Below are 15,631 nucleotides of genomic sequence, written 5' to 3'. Positions count from 1 at the left end.
TTGGTGTACAGCAGATTTCGTGTGGTGATGACTTCTGATAGATCGACGACGATGCCGACACGGTGTCGCCTCTCCCGATTGCGGCGGCGACCCGTTCTGGGTCATCTCATCCGCACCGCGGCGTGTCCACTCGGTTGCGCAAACGAGCCACGCCTGGAAGCGGGCCTGCGCCGAACTGCACAGCACGCCTCCAATCCAAGAGTCTAAAGAATTTGTATCCGAGACGTTGACACCGCGGCGTGCGGACGCATACATTTCGAGAAGTCGCGACAACGCTGAACGACAGGTGGGCCCGGATGTGCGCACTCTTGACTGCGCCGTGAAGGTGGCGCCCGCAGGCCGTGCCTGGGCGTTAGCACACCCGCTTGGGCTCGAACCCGGCAAGGCTCCGGCATCGACCTTTCGAGCTGCCGTCGCGAACGAACCAAGAGCAACCACAACGACGCAGCTGCAAAGAAGGCGGATCCAACAAGTGGCAACTGTTTATCACGGCCGGCAAATCGAGCCCTACCGCCTCGGCGTGCTCATCGACCTTCCCGAACATGAAGGTCTCAGCGACTGCTGGCCGGACGCCATCCGGTTTGCGTGTGAAGAAGTACAAGCTCGCGGCCTTCTAGAACGGCCGGTCGAGTTGGTGGTGCGAGAGGTGTACGCGCAACCATGGGCGTCTGCGCACGAACTCATCAGGACCTACCGTGAACTCGTCGAAGACGCGGGAGTGCTGGGCGTCATTGGGCCCTACACCACCGACAACTGCCTGTCGTTGCTACCGGAGATTGAGCGGCTGCAGGTCCCTACTGCAACAATCTGCGGCTCAACGCGATTCGCTGGCGAGTACGCATACGCGTTCGCCAATGGCGGTCTGGCAGACGAACCGGGCGTGATTGCCGCATGGCTGCAGGCGAACGGGCACCGACGAGTCGCGGTTCTTCGTGAGCGCACCCAAATAGGCGAGGAGTACGCGCAATTCTTCCGCAACGAGTTGCAGCCCCATGACCTTGTGGTCACCGCAGAACCGCCGGTCTACCCCGCCACCAGCGTCGACGAACTGGTCGAGGCGCTCAACATCTGTCGCGATTCCAAACCCGATGCATTGGTCTACCTGGGCTTGGGCGGCGTCAACCAATGGGTGCGTCCTGCTCTTGAACAGATCGGCTGGGATCCCCCGCGTGTGCAGACGACCGCTTTCGTCAGTGCAACCTACAGCGAGCAGCGTGCCCGGCGTCTTGAGGGCTGGGTCGGAGTCGACCAGTACGACGAACGAAACGAAGTCTTCGCGGCCGTCTTGCGACGATTTCATGACCGGTTCGGTTACTCCTACGCCACCTCGGGTCTTTCCACCGGATACGACTTGGGTCACGCTTTCGCGCTCGGCCTCGGTCGGATGCGGTTGGCGACGCCGACGGGATTGCGGGACGCATTGGACACCGTGCGGCGCATCCCGTCGTGTACCGGCGGTCCGGGAACCATCATCACATTGGGCCCCTCGGACCGCCGTGCATACAAGGGAGCAGATTTTCTCATTCTCCGGCGTGCCTCTGACGGCAAGACGACCTTCGAATCTGTTGCTCCGGTGACACCTTGGCAGCAGCCGTGACCGCACCGTGCGGCGCCACGGGTTCTTCGCGGGAGCTGCAGTGCCTGTGTCGGAGTCAGCATGGCCAATGCGTTCCGTTGCCGGTACTCATGCAACACCCCCACTGTCAGAAGGGAATCCATCAATGAGGATCGCGGTCACCGGAGCCAGTGGAGTTTTCGGACGCGGGATTGCCGCGCGGCTGCGCTCCGAGGGTCACGATATCGTCGGCCTAGCGCGCCATCGGCCCGAGAGGTGGCCCGCAGACTGCGATTTCGTACAGGCCGATATCCGTGATGCAGAAGGCGTACGACGCGCAGTCGAAGGGGCCGAGGTCGTGGCGCACTGCGCGTGGGTCGTGAATGCGACCCCTGACGAGGCGCTGACACGCGAAATCAATGTGGGCGGCGCCGAGAACGTACTTGCCGAGATGAAGCGGACGGGCAGTCGCAGGATTGTCTTCGCGTCCTCAGTACTCGCCTACGGGCCGCAGGCCGCGGGGACCCTGGCGCTCACTGAAGATGCGCCCCTCAATCCCTTGCCAGCACACTGGTACGGCTTCCACAAATCTCAAGTCGAAGCGATGCTCGCCGAATCCGGCAATGAGTGGGTCGCGATTCGGCCCGGCATCGTCGTCGGACGCAACGTCGACAACGTTGTCTTGAAATTGCTGGCGTCGCCGGTGTTTCCCGACGTCGAGGGTTCGGCGGACCGGCCGGTGCAGGTTGTTCATACCGACGATGTTCATCGAATCTTCGTGCAGGCCGTCCTGGGATCGAATACCGGAGCAGTGAATCTCGCCGCTTCCGGCCAACCGACGTTCCGGGAGATCACTGCCGCGATCGGTCGCCGCATCGTGCCGGTCAATAGGCGCCTACTCAAGGCCGGCCTCGGAATGGCGTTCCGACGCGGCCTGGTCGAGTCGTCCCCGTCGGAGTTCGACTTGCTGTTGAACTTCCCGATAATGAACACTGACCGACTCGTCAACGAGTGGGGATACCGACCGGCGTTCGACGCACACGAGTGTCTCGATGATTTCGCGCTCGCAGTCCGTGGGCGGATGGCTCTAGGCAAGACGGTGTTCAACCTTCCGTGGCGCACGGCCCTGGTGAACAACATCCCGCCGGTCGATGAGCCGGCAACTGATGGTGTGACACCAGCGCCAGCCGGGCCCGAGGGAATGAATGGTGAGTTCGACACACCCATCGACCCCCGGTATCCGACCTTTGTCGCCTCGAACCTTTCTGAGGCGTTGCCTGGACCGTTTTCACCGGCGTCCGCCTCCTCTACTGTGCGCGGCCTGCGCGCCGGTGGTGTCTCAATCGCAGAGAGGCTGCGCTTGCGCGGCACGGCGGCTCGTGAGGTGGGAACGCGCTCAGTCGGTGTGTTTGCCCACCGCCTGCATGCTGGCGTCACCTCCGTGTACTACATGGGCGACGCGATGCCGGGCACCAACCCCGACAGCCTGACTGAGCAATTCTTCGGCCGGGTGCTCGGTGATACACCAATCTTCGGTGCCCAACGCCCGCCGGTCGACCGGCCGGGTTTGTTCGCCAACATCGCCGACGTCATTGGAGTGTGTGCAGCCGGCGTTGGCTTGCTCATGGGTTCATCGAAAGACTCTGCGGCTTACGTCGCTGACGTGAACCGCCTCGAGCGACTTGTCCCTGCGGACCTGAGCTTGTTGGATGCACCTCGCCTGGAGAGCTTGACCATGTTGGCTCGTGACCTAGTCGTGCACGGGTGGGTGCTGGCGTCGTGGTCGGCGATGTACTGCACCGCGACCGCCACAGTGGCGCAACGGAAGACTGGCACCCAGGATGCTGCCTCCGCACACGGTATCGCCAGCGGGCGTGCACTCGAAGGTCTCCGTCGCCTGGTCGCCCTCGCCGGCGAGGACCCCGAAGCGATCCAGGCGCTCGCAGCCGGGGAGGAGCAGGTCGTAGATTCGTTGCGGCTCCACACACCAGCGCTGTACGAAGCATTTGTCAAAGAGCTAGCCGATATTGGTCACCGCGGGCCTGGAGAGTGTGAATTGCGCTCGCAGACCTATGCCGACAACCCCGCTCTATTCGCACGCATGGTGGCTAAGTCGCTCACCGGGCTGACGCCCTCGAGCGCATCTCCTCCCCTGCTAGAAACCTCCTCGACCCCAGCGCGCGTCCCTGCCGCGGCCCGGCTGGCGGCGTGGCAGCTGCGCGAACGAGAAATTCGCCGGGACAAGGTAGTGCGGGCCACGTGGCTACTGCGCTTGCTCCTACGGGAGACCGGTCGACGGCTAGTCGACAACGGGGTACTCAACACCGTCGACGATGTTTTCTATCTGCTTGTCGATGAGCTAGAAGCGCTGCCGCCCGACGTCTCTGAACTCGTGTCACGCCGTCGCGCCGAGCAACGCAAGTTCGCCGGCGTACGGTTGCCCGCTTCATTCAGTGGCCGCTGGACGCCGGCCGAGGACAGCCCCGCCTTACGACCAGGCGACGTGCTGCACGGCCTCGGTGTGTCAGGCGGACGCGTGCAAGGACGCGTAAGGATTGTCGACGCCGATTCCATCGATGACCTCCAACCTGGCGAAGTACTTGTCGCCGAGGTCACCGATGTCGGCTATACCCCCGCGTTCGAGTACGCCGCGGCAGTCGTGACGAATCTGGGCGGACAGATGTCCCACGCCGCAATCGTGGCACGCGAATTCGGCGTCACATGCGTCGTCGACGCACGCAATGCGACCAGGTGTCTCGCCGACGGAGCGCTCGTCGAAGTCGATGGCGCCACCGGTGAGATCAGGATACTCGAGCAGCCGTCCGCAGACGTCGAGGCCCCGGGCCCGACCGCTTCCATGCAAACAGCGACACCCATGAGTCCTGGCAACCGCGCTTCTTCGTCGAAGCGGCACACGAGAGGAACACAGCAATGATCTATTCCCGTCCGTTTACAGTTGGCACAAGGACCGTGTCATGAGTGGGCTTCCATCCAATTGGAAGTGGCCGTCGCAGCGCCGGGGGAATTTCGATTTCCGCAGCTTGGTGTCGACGTGCGAGTTCGTGGCACGCGACGCCTACTGCGAAACGGAGTTCTTCGGTCTTACTCCAATGGCGACCTACTGGTGGAGTTGTCTGAACGACGACGAAGGCAACTTCTTGTCTCCGATGCGCAAGGTGAATACCGAATTGTCCGGTGGGCTGCAGCTTTCGTCCAACGTCGATTCGGATAGCCTCGTCATCGCACCCGAGGTGTTTGCGGCCTCGCACCGTGGAGCGGGTGTGCGGTGGACGATCAACGATGACCAGACTGCATTCACCGTCAAGGCCGACGCCACCCCGTACAGCCAGCCATTCACACTCGAGATTGGCGACGACCATTTCCGCTGGAACGAGGGCGACCTTCTAGATATCAGCGGTGTACCTCTAGGCCTCGGATACCAGTGGTACACACCGAACATCGAGGAACGCGGGGGGAACTTCTATGTGTCACACCCGTTCCGGGTAACCGGCCATGTGCATGGCCGACCCGTGCGCGGCCTTGTGGCAATGGATAGTTTCTACGGGCCGACAGGACAGTTTTATAAGAACGGACCTATCTTCAACACCGTCGAGCTGGCGTGGGTCACCTTCGCCAACTTCTACAGCGGCGGCGAACACGAATTCGGAGCCTTGTGCCTCGGCAAGGAGCACTGGGGATTCGGCGTGATCGCCGATCAAAGCGGTCCGATCGTCGAATCGACTGATTCGACGGCCAAGGTCCTGCTCGACGAGGACAAGTATGTGGCCAGGGCGCGCTATCGAGTCGCAGGCACCGAATGGGAGTTCACGGCTGTGGATCGCGGCCAGATGCGCTCGCTCGCCGCGGCCCGCGGCGACGCTTACCACGGGCAGGCTGGCTCAGTGCGTCGGGTCGGCGACACGCGGACACCGGAGGTGTCAGTTGCCTGGATCGAAACCTTTCCCCTCAACGGACTCGATCCGCGTTACCAGGGTGAGCGCAGGAAGGCGTGATCGCATCCGGCGTGGCCGTTGGCGCGGGCGCGGCTCGAGCTCGCACCCTCGGCTACATCCACAGTGCAAGTGTCCTGGTGATCAAATCGACATCCCTGTCGAAAAATTTAGCGAAGCCGCAGGAAGCGTGACCGAATGAGAGCTGATGAACTGCGCAAGTTCGTGCGTACGACCGACAACGGTGGCTATGCCGACCTGATCATGACCGAGTCGCCCCGAGCGCGCGTGGTGGACTGGTACGGACCACTGTCCGAAGCGCTAGGTCGGGCACCGGCACATCCCTGCACGCAGCAGTCACTCGTCGGACTCGAAGACTTTCGGACTGTCGACCGCTTCACGCAAAATACGTCCTGGGCCTGCCTCTTGGGATATGACGAGGTGGCCGAGGGCTTTTCGAATCGCGACCTTACTTCGAAGATCCAGGACGACACCATCGGGCCGGTGTGGGGACACACCGTGATCGGCATGGATGGGGAAGAGCATCGGCTGCACCGCGGACTGATTGCTCAAGCGTTTACCCGCAAGGCAATACAGCGATGGAACGACAACGTTGTGGCGCCCATCGTCGACGGTTTGATCGATCGCTTCGTTGACCGCGGCCACGCGGATCTCGCCGCCGAATTCACGCTCTATTTTCCGGCGTTCGTCATCACCGAGATGATGGGCCTGCCCGCGGAGGACGTTGCTCAGTTCCACCATTGGTCGGCCGAGACCATCATGGCGTTCCACGATCTGCCCCGGGCGATGCGCGCCTCCAAGCACCTCGAGGACTACCTCACACCGATCGTCGCCAAGCGCAGAGCTGACCCCGGGGACGACCTGATCAGCCTCCTGGTGACCGCCGAACTTGAAGGCCGACGCCTCGAGGACATAGAGATCATTTCCTTCAGCCGTATGTTGCTCAACGCTGGAGGCGAGACTACATATCGGTCCACCGGAAATCTGTTGGTGTACTTGTTACGCCACCCAGAGCAGCTTGAAGAAGTACGCAACAATCGCGAACTGCTTGCTGCAGCGATTGAGGAGGGGCTGCGTATCGAACCACCGCTGTCCTCCATTAGCAGGCTCGCAGTCCGAGACACCATGGTCGGCGACCTCGCGGTCGCCGAGGGCACGATCGTCGAGATGGGTATCGGGATCGCCAATCGCGACCCGAGGCGCTGGACGAATCCGCATGAGTTCGATATTCATCGGAAACGTTTGCCGCATATGGCATTCGCGTGGGGTCCGCACACCTGCCTGGGTACCCACCTGGCACGGCTCGAGATGACAACGGCGATCTCCGCGCTGCTCGACCGGCTTCCCGGCCTGCGTCTTGATTCAACCGCTGGCCGAGAACCAGTAATTCAGGGAATCGGATTGCGGTCGCCGAACTGCGTACCCGTGCGGTTCGGCTGATGTCGCAAACCTCAAGCGCGTGTGCCCAGCGACTAGCGGGGCGTCGCGCTCTGGTGACAGGTGCTACAAGCGGAATGGGGCGGTCCATCGCGATACGGTTGGCCGCCGAAGGAGCGCGTGTCGCCTTGGTCGGCAGGCGTCGAGAGCGGCTTGACGCACTCGTCGATCAGCTCGGCGACCAACATCTGGGCCTTTCGTGCGACGTCGCCGATATCGATGCAGTGCAGAACGCGGCCGCACACGCTGCCGACCGATTCGGTGGCCTCGATCTAATCGTCACCAACGCCGGCGGCGCGCTCGTGGGTAGCCTCACTGGCGGCGATCCTCACAACTGGAAGCAATTCGTCGACGTCAACCTCACCGGCGTGTTGTCCTGTGTACACGCCGGTCTAACTCATTTCTCGGGGTCGGGGGACGTCGTGATCATCGGCTCGACCATCGCCGACCGGCCTTCTGGCTTCACCGCCGTTTATGCAGCCACCAAAGCTGGAGTGCAGCGTGCGGCAGAGGGTCTGCGTCAAGAGTTAGCCCCGACTGGGATCCGGGTCACCTTGGTAGAACCAGGCCGCGTCGATACCGAAGTCAGCGAGCACGTCATTACCGAACCCGGAACAGTGCGCGGCTCGATGGGCAGGGCTTACATGCCGTTGGCGCCTGATGACATCGCTGAGGTGGTCGCCTTCACAGTCTCTTTGCCCGCCAACGTTTGTCTCGGCCGGATCGTCGTGCGACCGGTCGGTCAGACCGACCCCTAGAAGCTGGGCAGTCTGCCGCGCGAATCAGGCGTCTGACTCGTGCGGATAGCGCTGGTTGTGCCACGGCACCACCAGATCCCGGTGCGATATCAAGCTCGAACACACACCTCGCCCAGCCGACGATCAGACTGAATCGGTCAACGCCGACGCGCAGATTCGTCGGATGATCCGCAAGGCCTGCCAAGCCGCTCTGAGTTCGATCATCGATCGGCTATGCGGGGAAGCAGGTCCCACACGTGCTCGGTGTTGTTGATGCCCAGCACTACAGGTTCCGGTCGCGATGAGAACCCGAGGTGGCTAACCGATGCGTAATCGATCACGAAGGGAAACAGCTTCTCGCTTCGGACCGCACGGCGCAACACAACGTTGATGACACCCCCGTGGCAGACGACCGCCGTTGTTTCGCGGCTGCTTGCCTGTGATGTCAGCTCGTCTGCGGCGGCAAGAACTCGCGCCTCGAAGGCCTCGACGTCCACACTGTCGGGCAACTCGCCAGCCACTAGCCGAGCCCATTGCGCAGGGTCTTGAGCGCGGATCTTCTCCATGGGGACATATCCGGTGAGGCCGTAGTCGTACTCGGCAAGCCGCTCGTCGACTTCGACCGTCAGATTCAGCTCTGCACCTATGGGGTGCGCCGTTTGTCGCGCACGGGCCTGAGGGCTGCTGACCAAACGCGTGATCCGATGTCGTCGCAGCGCTGCTGGCAGTCGGCACGCCATCTGCACGCCGGCCTCAGAAAGTGACGGATCTGCACCGTGGGGATCCGCGCTTGCCAACGGAAGTGCATGGCGGATTAGGAGAAGATGCATCGATGCCACCTCCTTTCGGTGTTCACGGTCATCGCCGCCCGAACGACACGCCGCAGCCGCCACGGCAGCCAACACATTGGCGCGCTTGCGTGCACGCCCATGTCCCTGCTGCGCTCTCGCGGCACACGCGGCCTGGGCATCGTTGTTCCCGCGCGGTCACCGATGAGCAGAACTGTACGGGGCCCTGCGGCCTTGATGCGCTGACATACCTTCATACTATCTAGATTCTCAGTCGACCGACAATCACCGCGTGCACCACTAGTCGGGTCGTGCGCTTCGATCAGGCACTCCTAGCAACTCGGAAATCTGAATATAGATGAACTACATTCGCATCCCATTGACTTTGCGCCGTGCGGTGACCTAAATTTGGCAGTGACGACGGATACTGCCGGATCTGTCAGCGGCGATCGTGCGCGCGAAAGAGACAGCCCGCGTCGTTACGACTTCGAGCGGAAGTAGTCCGTTGCGCGCATCGAGCGCGCTGTTGACGCTGACGGAGCTACCGGCAGCATGACCAGAGTGGAATGAGCCGCATGTCTGACAGTCTGCCGGCGAGAAGCAGTTACGCCGGATTGTTCATCGACGGGGATTGGCGACCTACGGACACCGAAGCGCCGGTGGTCAATCCGGCCACCGAAGCGCACTTCGTTGCGGCGCCCTACGGCGCCGTGATGGACGCCGAAGCCGCAATTGCGGCTGCTCGGGCCGCTTTCGACGACGGGCCATGGCCCCGGCTGACCTCGCGTCAGCGTGCTGACGCCTTGACCCGCCTGCGCGATGTGCTGAGCAAGTGGGCTGACGACGTTGTCGGACTCGTGGTGGCCGAGGTAGGGATACCGGTGTCGGTGGCGAGGGTGAGCCAGTTTGACATCCCCATGCGACTTTTGGACTTCTTCATCGAGCGCTGCGCAAGATTCGAACATCTTCGCCCGTTGCCGGTGACACACTTTCCGAGTCGTCATGGCGGGACTGTTCTCGGCGCTAGCGTCGTGCAACGCTCACCGCGAGGCGTCGTCAGCGCTGTCACGCCCTACAACGCGCCGTTCTTTGTGAATCTCCTCAAGGTGGGGCCGGCTTTGGCTGCGGGCTGCACGGTGGTCCTCAAGCCTTCCGAATACACCCCCCTTGAGGCGCTCCTGCTCGGCGCAGCGGCGCAGGAGGCCGACCTCCCGCCGGGTGTGCTCAATGTCGTCACCGGCGGAGCAGCGGTCGGGCATGTTCTCACCAGCGATCCCAGGGTCGACATGGTGACCTTCACCGGTTCGGACGCGGTCGGAGCCAGCGTGATGGCGCAGGCATCGACGACGCTCAAACATGTGACGCTGGAACTCGGTGGCAAGTCGGCGATGATCGTGCGTGCGGATGCCGACCTCGATCTCGTGGCACCAAGGGGTGCAGCCGAACTCACCCTGTTCAGCGGCCAGGGTTGCGCCCTGTGGACGCGTCACCTTGTTCACCGCTCGCTGTGCGAGGACTACATCGACCGTGTGACTGCAATCTTGCGCCAGCTCAACATTGGCGACCCCACGCTCGACACCACGATGGTAGGACCACTGATACGCGACAGCGCGCGCACCCGCGTTGAGACGTACGTCGCGGGCGCACTCGACCAAGGGGCTCGGTTGGTTCATGGCGGTCGCCGTCCGCAAGAGCTGGACCGCGGTTACTACTACGAACCGACTCTACTTGCCGACGTGCGCAGCGACATGACAGTGGCGCAGGAGGAAGTTTTCGGTCCTGTCGGTGTCGTGATCTCATTCGACGATGACGACCAGGCCGTCCGTATTGCCAACGATTCCGTATACGGACTGTCCGGATCAATTTGGTCACGAGATCCCGGAACCGCATTCGCGATGGCCCAGCGCTGCAACACCGGCAACGTCAGTATCAACGGCGGCACGGGCGGCATGAACCCCTGGGCGCCGTTCGGCGGGTACAAACGCTCAGGAGTGGGGCGCGAACTCGGCGCAGACGTTCTCGACGATTTCACCGAAACCAAAGCGATTCAATTTCATGCCGGTTGACCGCAGACACCACCCTCGACGGAAAACTGTGCAGGCGCCGGATCACTGGGCGGTGCGCTAATTCTTTAGCTAAACTAGCCTCTGTTTGAGACTCCATGGGTCGGGGATCGGCATCAGCAGCGATGGTCTTCAATGCCTTCTCGTTGCGGATTGAAAGGACTGGTAATGATCGAACTGAAGGTGCTGCAGACAGTCCGTCTCAAGGGCCGCATCAAGTCCGATGACGTCGCCGAGTCTGCACAGGAGGACGCCGCCGCCGTCGCCGACGCCCTCGCCGCGGCGGCCGCGTCAGGCTTTGTCATCGAAGCCAAGACCATCCGACTGTCGCCGGAGGGCCGGGCGCGACTCGACCAGTTACTGGACGAAGAGCGCGCTTACGTGAATAAGCCGGCGATCTATGCAGCCTATGACGAGTTCCGCACTGTCAACGCCGACTTCAAGGCACTGGTATCCGATTGGCAGGTCAGGGACGGGGCGCCCAACACGCATGACGACGACCAATACGACCGCGCCGTGTTGGATCGGCTTGGCGATGTGCACGCGCGAGTCGAGCCGATCATCGCGACCGTTGCGGGCGAACTTCGTCGCCTCGAGCCGTACTCAGCAAAATTGCGTGCCGCGCTGAACAAGGTGAACTCTGGTGACACAGCGTGGCTCACGCGTCCCATCATCGATTCCTACCACACGGTGTGGTTTGAGCTGCACGAAGAGCTCATCCTCGCCGCCGGTCTTACCCGGCAGGAGGAAGCGCGCGCAGGGCACGCACAGTGACATTGGGGCCGAGGTCGGTGTTGGGCACTGCTGCGAGGTTGACCTGAACACATCGCCCTTTTGGGTCAGTAGTGCCGCACCAGATCAGCCTGTTGTTGGCGCGCGATCTGATCATGCAACGCTGTTGCGCCGCAATCAGAACCACCATTTCGCCGCCACACCTGCAGTCTACGGCTGAGCCCCCGGCCGGGGTTCTAAAGTACATCGAGCACCTGATCAGAGTACTGCGTCTTGCCTACGTATCGTCGGACGTCGTGCATCAACTCGTACCAACCTTGTTCTGCGCCAGGGCCGTCTCCCGCACGGATGATGTCCGCCACCCTCTCGTACCCACGCACCGCCTGACGATTGGCACGGGCCAGTTCTTTCCTGTCCAGTGCAATTTTGTCGCGGGCCGCGCCAAGTTCGCGTTCGATGATCTCGGAGAGCATCGCGATCACCGCGCTCAACGTCCGGTTACCCGACAGCTCGACCAGCTTCACATGAAACTTGACACCGGCCCGGTAGAACGACAGCGGATCTAGCGCTGCGGCGGCGTGCACAGTTGCGAGTTCGGCATCGAGCGCTGCTATTTCGACCTCCGTAGCCGATTCGGCAAGTCGGCGTACCGCGGCTGGCTCGACGGTGAGCCGGGCTTCCCAGACGTCTCCGATGGTTGTACCTGCCAGCATCAGCACCATGCCGAAGAGATTGGCTGCGGCATCTGGGCCCGGCACGGTCACACGGGCACCTCCGGGCGGCCCTCTCCTGATATTGACCAGCGAAGCGCCTTCAAGTAGCCTGAACGCCTCTCGTAACGTCGGCCGCGAGACGCCGAAGCGCTGTATCAATTCGGCCTCGGTCGGCAGATAGTCGCCCTCGACGAGTTCGCCGTGCGCGATCATGCGGCGGATGTGGGCCGCCACCTGATCTGACATCTTGAGCGGCCGCACCCGTCGTTGCGATCCGGGCGGGGTGAAATTGCTTCTGGTCACCGTTCCTCCGGAACATCGCCTCGCCGAAAGCTGTCGAGCAGATGGTAGCGCTCATCGAAGTAGATTATCTAGATAAACAGCACCCCCCGCACCGTTTTGGTGCGAGGGCCACAGGCGGTTGCCCCGAGGGCTCGGCCGTCACTTGTGTTGCAGTAGTTTATCTATATAAACTACTGCAACGCCCAGCTCAATCACCAGGAGGGAACAGTGGATCTGTCCTTCACCAAGGAAGACCGTGCCTTCCGACGTGACGTTCGAGGCTGGTTGCGCGCCAACATCCCGATAACCGAACGGCCGCACGACGCCGGCGGTGCACGGGCGTGGGACATGGCCTGGCAGCGTTGCCAATTCGATAGTGGATACGGCGGCATCGCCTGGCCAGTGGAGTATGGCGGCCGGGGCCTGCCCCTGACCCAACAGCTGATCTGGTTCGAGGAGTATGCCAAGACCGGCGGGCCCGCGATCGGATGCGCCTTTGTTGGGGTCAATCACGGCGGACCGACCCTGATCGCACGCGGAAGCGAAGCTCAAAAGAAGCGGTACCTGCCTAAGATCCTCGCCGGTGAGGAGGTGTGGTGCCAAGGATTCTCCGAACCGGACGCGGGATCCGATCTGGCAGCGATTTCCACGCGCGCACGCATCGACGGCGACGATCTGGTCGTCAATGGACAGAAGATCTGGACCAGCTTTGCGCACATGGCCGACTTCCAGGAGTTGCTGGTACGTACCGATCCCCACTCCGAGCGTCATCATGGTCTAACTTGGGTCATCTGTGACATGCGCAGTCCAGGGATCGTCGCGCGGCCGATCGTCTCGATGGATGGCCTCGCAGAGTTTTGCGAAGTGTTCTACGACGACGTTCGGATTCCCCTTACCAACGTTGTCGGTGACATCGGCGACGGATGGGCCGTGGCAATGTCGACCCTGGGCTTTGAACGGGGGACTGGTTTCATGAAGTTGCAGACGGAACTTTCCGTCGCCCTTGAGAGTGTCATCGAAGACGCGGCGCAGCTCGGCCTGCTCACCGACACCGAGCTTCGAGGCAGACTCGGCGATCTGAGGGCCGACGTTGTGGCGATGCGCGCGATGACCTATGCCACTGTCTCCTCCGCCGCCCGCACGGACGTCCCCGGACCGGAGGGGTCAATGATCAAGGTGTTTTATGCAGACCTCGCCCAGCGCATCCACCAGGCACGGATGGATGTCATTGGAGCGCATGGCCTCGACCGCAAGGGACGTTTCGCCGTCGATATCGGCGAGTACCTGTACTCCTATGCAGCCACTGTGGGTGGCGGCACATCGGAAGTTCAGCGCGACATCATCGGGGAGCGCGTCCTCGGTCTGCCGAAGAACCGCTAGGAGCCGGCGTGGATTTCTTTCCGGACAGCGATCAGGCCGCGCTAGTAGCGGCGACGCGCCAATACGTCGAGTCGCGCTTTCCCCTGAGCGACTCGCCCGCATACTTTGATGACGTTCTCTGGAAAGAGATCAGTGAGCTCGGCTGGTTGGGTCTGGCAGTCGGCGAGGAGGCGGGCGGGGCCGGCGCGAGTCTCCTCGACGAGGTGTTCGTCTTCCGGGAGATTGGGCGCGGTGTTGTAGGTGGGCCGATCCTGACGACCCTGGCCGCGGCCCGATTGGCGGCGTGGACGGGCGACAGCGCGTTGGCTAGGGAGTTGATCAATGGTCACACCCGCGTCGCCAGAGGTGTTGGACTGCCGGGATCCGATAACGGTGGGATATTGCTGCTGGACACGGATGGCTCGACACTCACTTTGTTCACCGAAGAGAATTTCGTCGCGCTCTACCGCACCCCCCAGCATCTCGCATCGACGCCGGGTCTCGAGGATGAAACATTTGTCAGTCACACCACATACAGCGAACTCGGCGACCCGTGCCTAAAGGCCGACGACCCGGCGACGGTGAGTCGGATCCGGCGCGTCCTGTCAATCCTGGCATCAGCTCAGCTGGCCGGGATCGCCGGGATGACAAGTGAGCTCGCGACGAATTATGCCAAGAATCGGGTTCAATTCGGCAAGCCGATCGGCGCATTCCAGGCTGTCAAGCACAAGTGTGCCGATATGGCCACCAATGCGCTTGCCGCTGACAACATCACCTACTTCGCTGCGTTGGCCGAAGGTGCCAATGAGGTGGGATCGAATTACCACACGTTGGCGGCCGCCGCGCTTTGTCGCCGAGCCGCGTTGACCAACAGCCGCAGCAACATCCAGATTCACGGCGCGATGGGATTCACCGTCGAGGACAGCGCTCATCGCTTCGTCAAACGCACACACGCTCTTTGTCTCACCGAGGAGTTCAGCTGCGCAGCGGCACTCCTCGGCGGGTTGCCACCCGCCGACGATGACGAGGAAGCATGACCGCGGCCGGTTTGAGGTCGGAGATCGTCGAGGGTGTCGGCGTCGTGTTGTTCGAGCAGCCGAATTCGCAGGGCGAATCTACCCGGTACCGAGCCTGACATGCCGCTATTGTCAGCGCCTCCGGAGGGTACGCCGATGCTTCCTGCCGGCACCTACAGCGGCAAAGTCGTCCTCGTCACTGGTGGGGGTACTGGTCTGGGCAAGGCCATGGCCGTAGAGTTCGCTCGCCTTGGTGCGGCGGTCGTTGTCGCCAGCCGTCAACCCGAACACCGGCAGCGTGGGCTCCAAGCACTCGAAACGTTGGGCGCCAAGGCCATTGGCGTTGAGCTCGACGTGCGCGACCAGGATGCCATCGATGCGGTGTTCGATCATATCGACCAAACGCTGGGTCCGGTCGACGTGCTGATCAACAATGCGGCGGGTAACTTCCCTGCGCAGGCCGCGAAAATGTCGGCCAACGCGTGGCGCAGCGTGGTGGACATCGTCCTGAACGGCACGTTCCTATGTAGTACCGAATTCGCGCGTCGGGCCATCGCGCGCCGTGCAACAGGTGCTGTTCTCAACATCGGCGCTACGTACTCCTGGACCGGCGGGCCAGGGACAGCGCATTCGGCTGCGGCGAAAGCGGGCGTGACCAATCTGACGCAGTCACTTGCCGTCGAGTGGGCCCCGCACGGCATACGCGTCAACTGCCTGGCACCGGGCCTGTTCCCGCACGACGACCTCCCGCCAGTACTGCGCGCCAGGCAGGACCCGGACGCAGACGGCAAGCGCATCCCGGCGGGCAGAGTGGGAAGCCCGCACGAATTAGGCTGGGCTGCAACCTATCTGTGTTCGAACTACGCGGCGTATCTGACGGGACACACCTTGGTTCTCGACGGCGCAAACTGGCTGCGGCGTGGATTGACGATGCCCCAGTTCGTACCCATCGAAGAACAAATCCCATGACCGAGATGC

General features: G+C 62.4%; 12 protein-coding genes. 10 read left to right on the top strand and 2 right to left on the bottom strand.

Annotated elements, in window-relative coordinates; translation table 11 throughout:
* The first annotated feature begins 319 nt into the window (after positions 1 to 319).
* From SLQ33_RS07370 to SLQ33_RS07350, 5 genes are all read left to right on the top strand, one after another.
* The gene (locus SLQ33_RS07370) at positions 320 to 1,597 is read left to right on the top strand and encodes an ABC transporter substrate-binding protein (RefSeq protein WP_319453141.1); all 1,278 of its coding nucleotides are present in this window, start codon (positions 320 to 322) and stop codon (positions 1,595 to 1,597) included.
* Between the two features lie 124 nt (positions 1,598 to 1,721).
* Positions 1,722 to 4,490 (top strand): NAD-dependent epimerase/dehydratase family protein, encoded by a 2,769-nt coding sequence (locus SLQ33_RS07365; RefSeq protein WP_319453140.1) that lies wholly within the window; start codon positions 1,722 to 1,724, stop codon positions 4,488 to 4,490.
* Positions 4,491 to 4,530: 40 nt separating this feature from the next.
* Positions 4,531 to 5,568 (top strand): hypothetical protein, encoded by a 1,038-nt coding sequence (locus tag SLQ33_RS07360; RefSeq protein ID WP_319453139.1) that lies wholly within the window; start codon positions 4,531 to 4,533, stop codon positions 5,566 to 5,568.
* Between the two features lie 135 nt (positions 5,569 to 5,703).
* Positions 5,704 to 6,966, top strand: a complete 1,263-nt coding sequence (locus tag SLQ33_RS07355) for a cytochrome P450 (protein ID WP_319453138.1) — start codon at positions 5,704 to 5,706, stop codon at positions 6,964 to 6,966.
* Positions 6,966 to 7,721, top strand: coding sequence for an SDR family oxidoreductase (locus tag SLQ33_RS07350; RefSeq protein ID WP_319453137.1), 756 nt, complete (start codon positions 6,966 to 6,968; stop codon positions 7,719 to 7,721). The genes SLQ33_RS07355 and SLQ33_RS07350 overlap by 1 nt, the downstream gene beginning before the upstream one ends.
* Positions 7,722 to 7,921: 200 nt before the next feature.
* Here the strand turns inward: SLQ33_RS07350 and SLQ33_RS07345 are convergent, their stop codons facing one another.
* Entirely contained in the window at positions 7,922 to 8,530 is a 609-nt protein-coding gene (locus SLQ33_RS07345) for a histidine phosphatase family protein (RefSeq protein ID WP_319453280.1), read from the bottom strand.
* A gap of 533 nt (positions 8,531 to 9,063) precedes the next feature.
* Between SLQ33_RS07345 and SLQ33_RS07340 the strand changes: the two genes are divergently transcribed.
* Positions 9,064 to 10,554, top strand: coding sequence for an aldehyde dehydrogenase family protein (locus SLQ33_RS07340; RefSeq protein WP_319453136.1), 1,491 nt, complete (start codon positions 9,064 to 9,066; stop codon positions 10,552 to 10,554).
* Positions 10,555 to 10,719: 165 nt separating this feature from the next.
* Entirely contained in the window at positions 10,720 to 11,325 is a 606-nt protein-coding gene (locus tag SLQ33_RS07335; protein WP_319453135.1) for a MarR family transcriptional regulator, read from the top strand.
* A gap of 194 nt (positions 11,326 to 11,519) precedes the next feature.
* On the opposite strand, the gene SLQ33_RS07330 is transcribed toward SLQ33_RS07335, so the two are convergent.
* Entirely contained in the window at positions 11,520 to 12,299 is a 780-nt protein-coding gene (locus SLQ33_RS07330; RefSeq protein WP_319453134.1) for a FadR/GntR family transcriptional regulator, read from the bottom strand.
* Between the two features lie 207 nt (positions 12,300 to 12,506).
* On the opposite strand from SLQ33_RS07330, the gene SLQ33_RS07325 reads away from it, so the two are divergent.
* From SLQ33_RS07325 to SLQ33_RS07315, 3 genes are all read left to right on the top strand, one after another.
* Entirely contained in the window at positions 12,507 to 13,658 is a 1,152-nt protein-coding gene (locus tag SLQ33_RS07325; protein ID WP_319453133.1) for an acyl-CoA dehydrogenase family protein, read from the top strand.
* Positions 13,659 to 13,666: 8 nt separating this feature from the next.
* A complete protein-coding gene (locus SLQ33_RS07320) occupies positions 13,667 to 14,674 on the top strand; it encodes an acyl-CoA dehydrogenase family protein (RefSeq protein WP_319453132.1) in 1,008 nt (335 codons plus the stop codon).
* 135 nt (positions 14,675 to 14,809) lie between these two features.
* The gene (locus SLQ33_RS07315) at positions 14,810 to 15,622 is read left to right on the top strand and encodes an SDR family oxidoreductase (protein WP_319453131.1); all 813 of its coding nucleotides are present in this window, start codon (positions 14,810 to 14,812) and stop codon (positions 15,620 to 15,622) included.
* The last annotated feature ends 9 nt before the right edge of the window (positions 15,623 to 15,631 follow it).

This window comes from Mycobacterium sp. RTGN6, from assembly GCF_033804605.1.
GTDB lineage: Bacteria > Actinomycetota > Actinomycetes > Mycobacteriales > Mycobacteriaceae > Mycobacterium.
The sequence above is the reverse complement of the archived record's forward strand: the minus strand, read 5'-3'. Positions and strand labels throughout refer to the sequence as shown.

Bases quoted from the DNA above. Each gene is read 5' to 3' on its own strand.
- SLQ33_RS07365 (WP_319453140.1), top strand. From the start codon at position 1,722: ATGAGGATCGCGGTCACCGGAGCCAGTGGAGTTTTCGGACGCGGGATT.
- SLQ33_RS07360 (WP_319453139.1), top strand. From the start codon at position 4,531: ATGAGTGGGCTTCCATCCAATTGGAAGTGGCCGTCGCAGCGCCGGGGG.
- SLQ33_RS07355 (WP_319453138.1), top strand. From the start codon at position 5,704: ATGAGAGCTGATGAACTGCGCAAGTTCGTGCGTACGACCGACAACGGT.
- SLQ33_RS07350 (WP_319453137.1), top strand. From the start codon at position 6,966: ATGTCGCAAACCTCAAGCGCGTGTGCCCAGCGACTAGCGGGGCGTCGC.
- SLQ33_RS07345 (WP_319453280.1), bottom strand. From the start codon at position 8,530: ATGCATCTTCTCCTAATCCGCCATGCACTTCCGTTGGCAAGCGCGGAT.
- SLQ33_RS07340 (WP_319453136.1), top strand. From the start codon at position 9,064: ATGTCTGACAGTCTGCCGGCGAGAAGCAGTTACGCCGGATTGTTCATC.
- SLQ33_RS07335 (WP_319453135.1), top strand. From the start codon at position 10,720: ATGATCGAACTGAAGGTGCTGCAGACAGTCCGTCTCAAGGGCCGCATC.
- SLQ33_RS07315 (WP_319453131.1), top strand. From the start codon at position 14,810: ATGCTTCCTGCCGGCACCTACAGCGGCAAAGTCGTCCTCGTCACTGGT.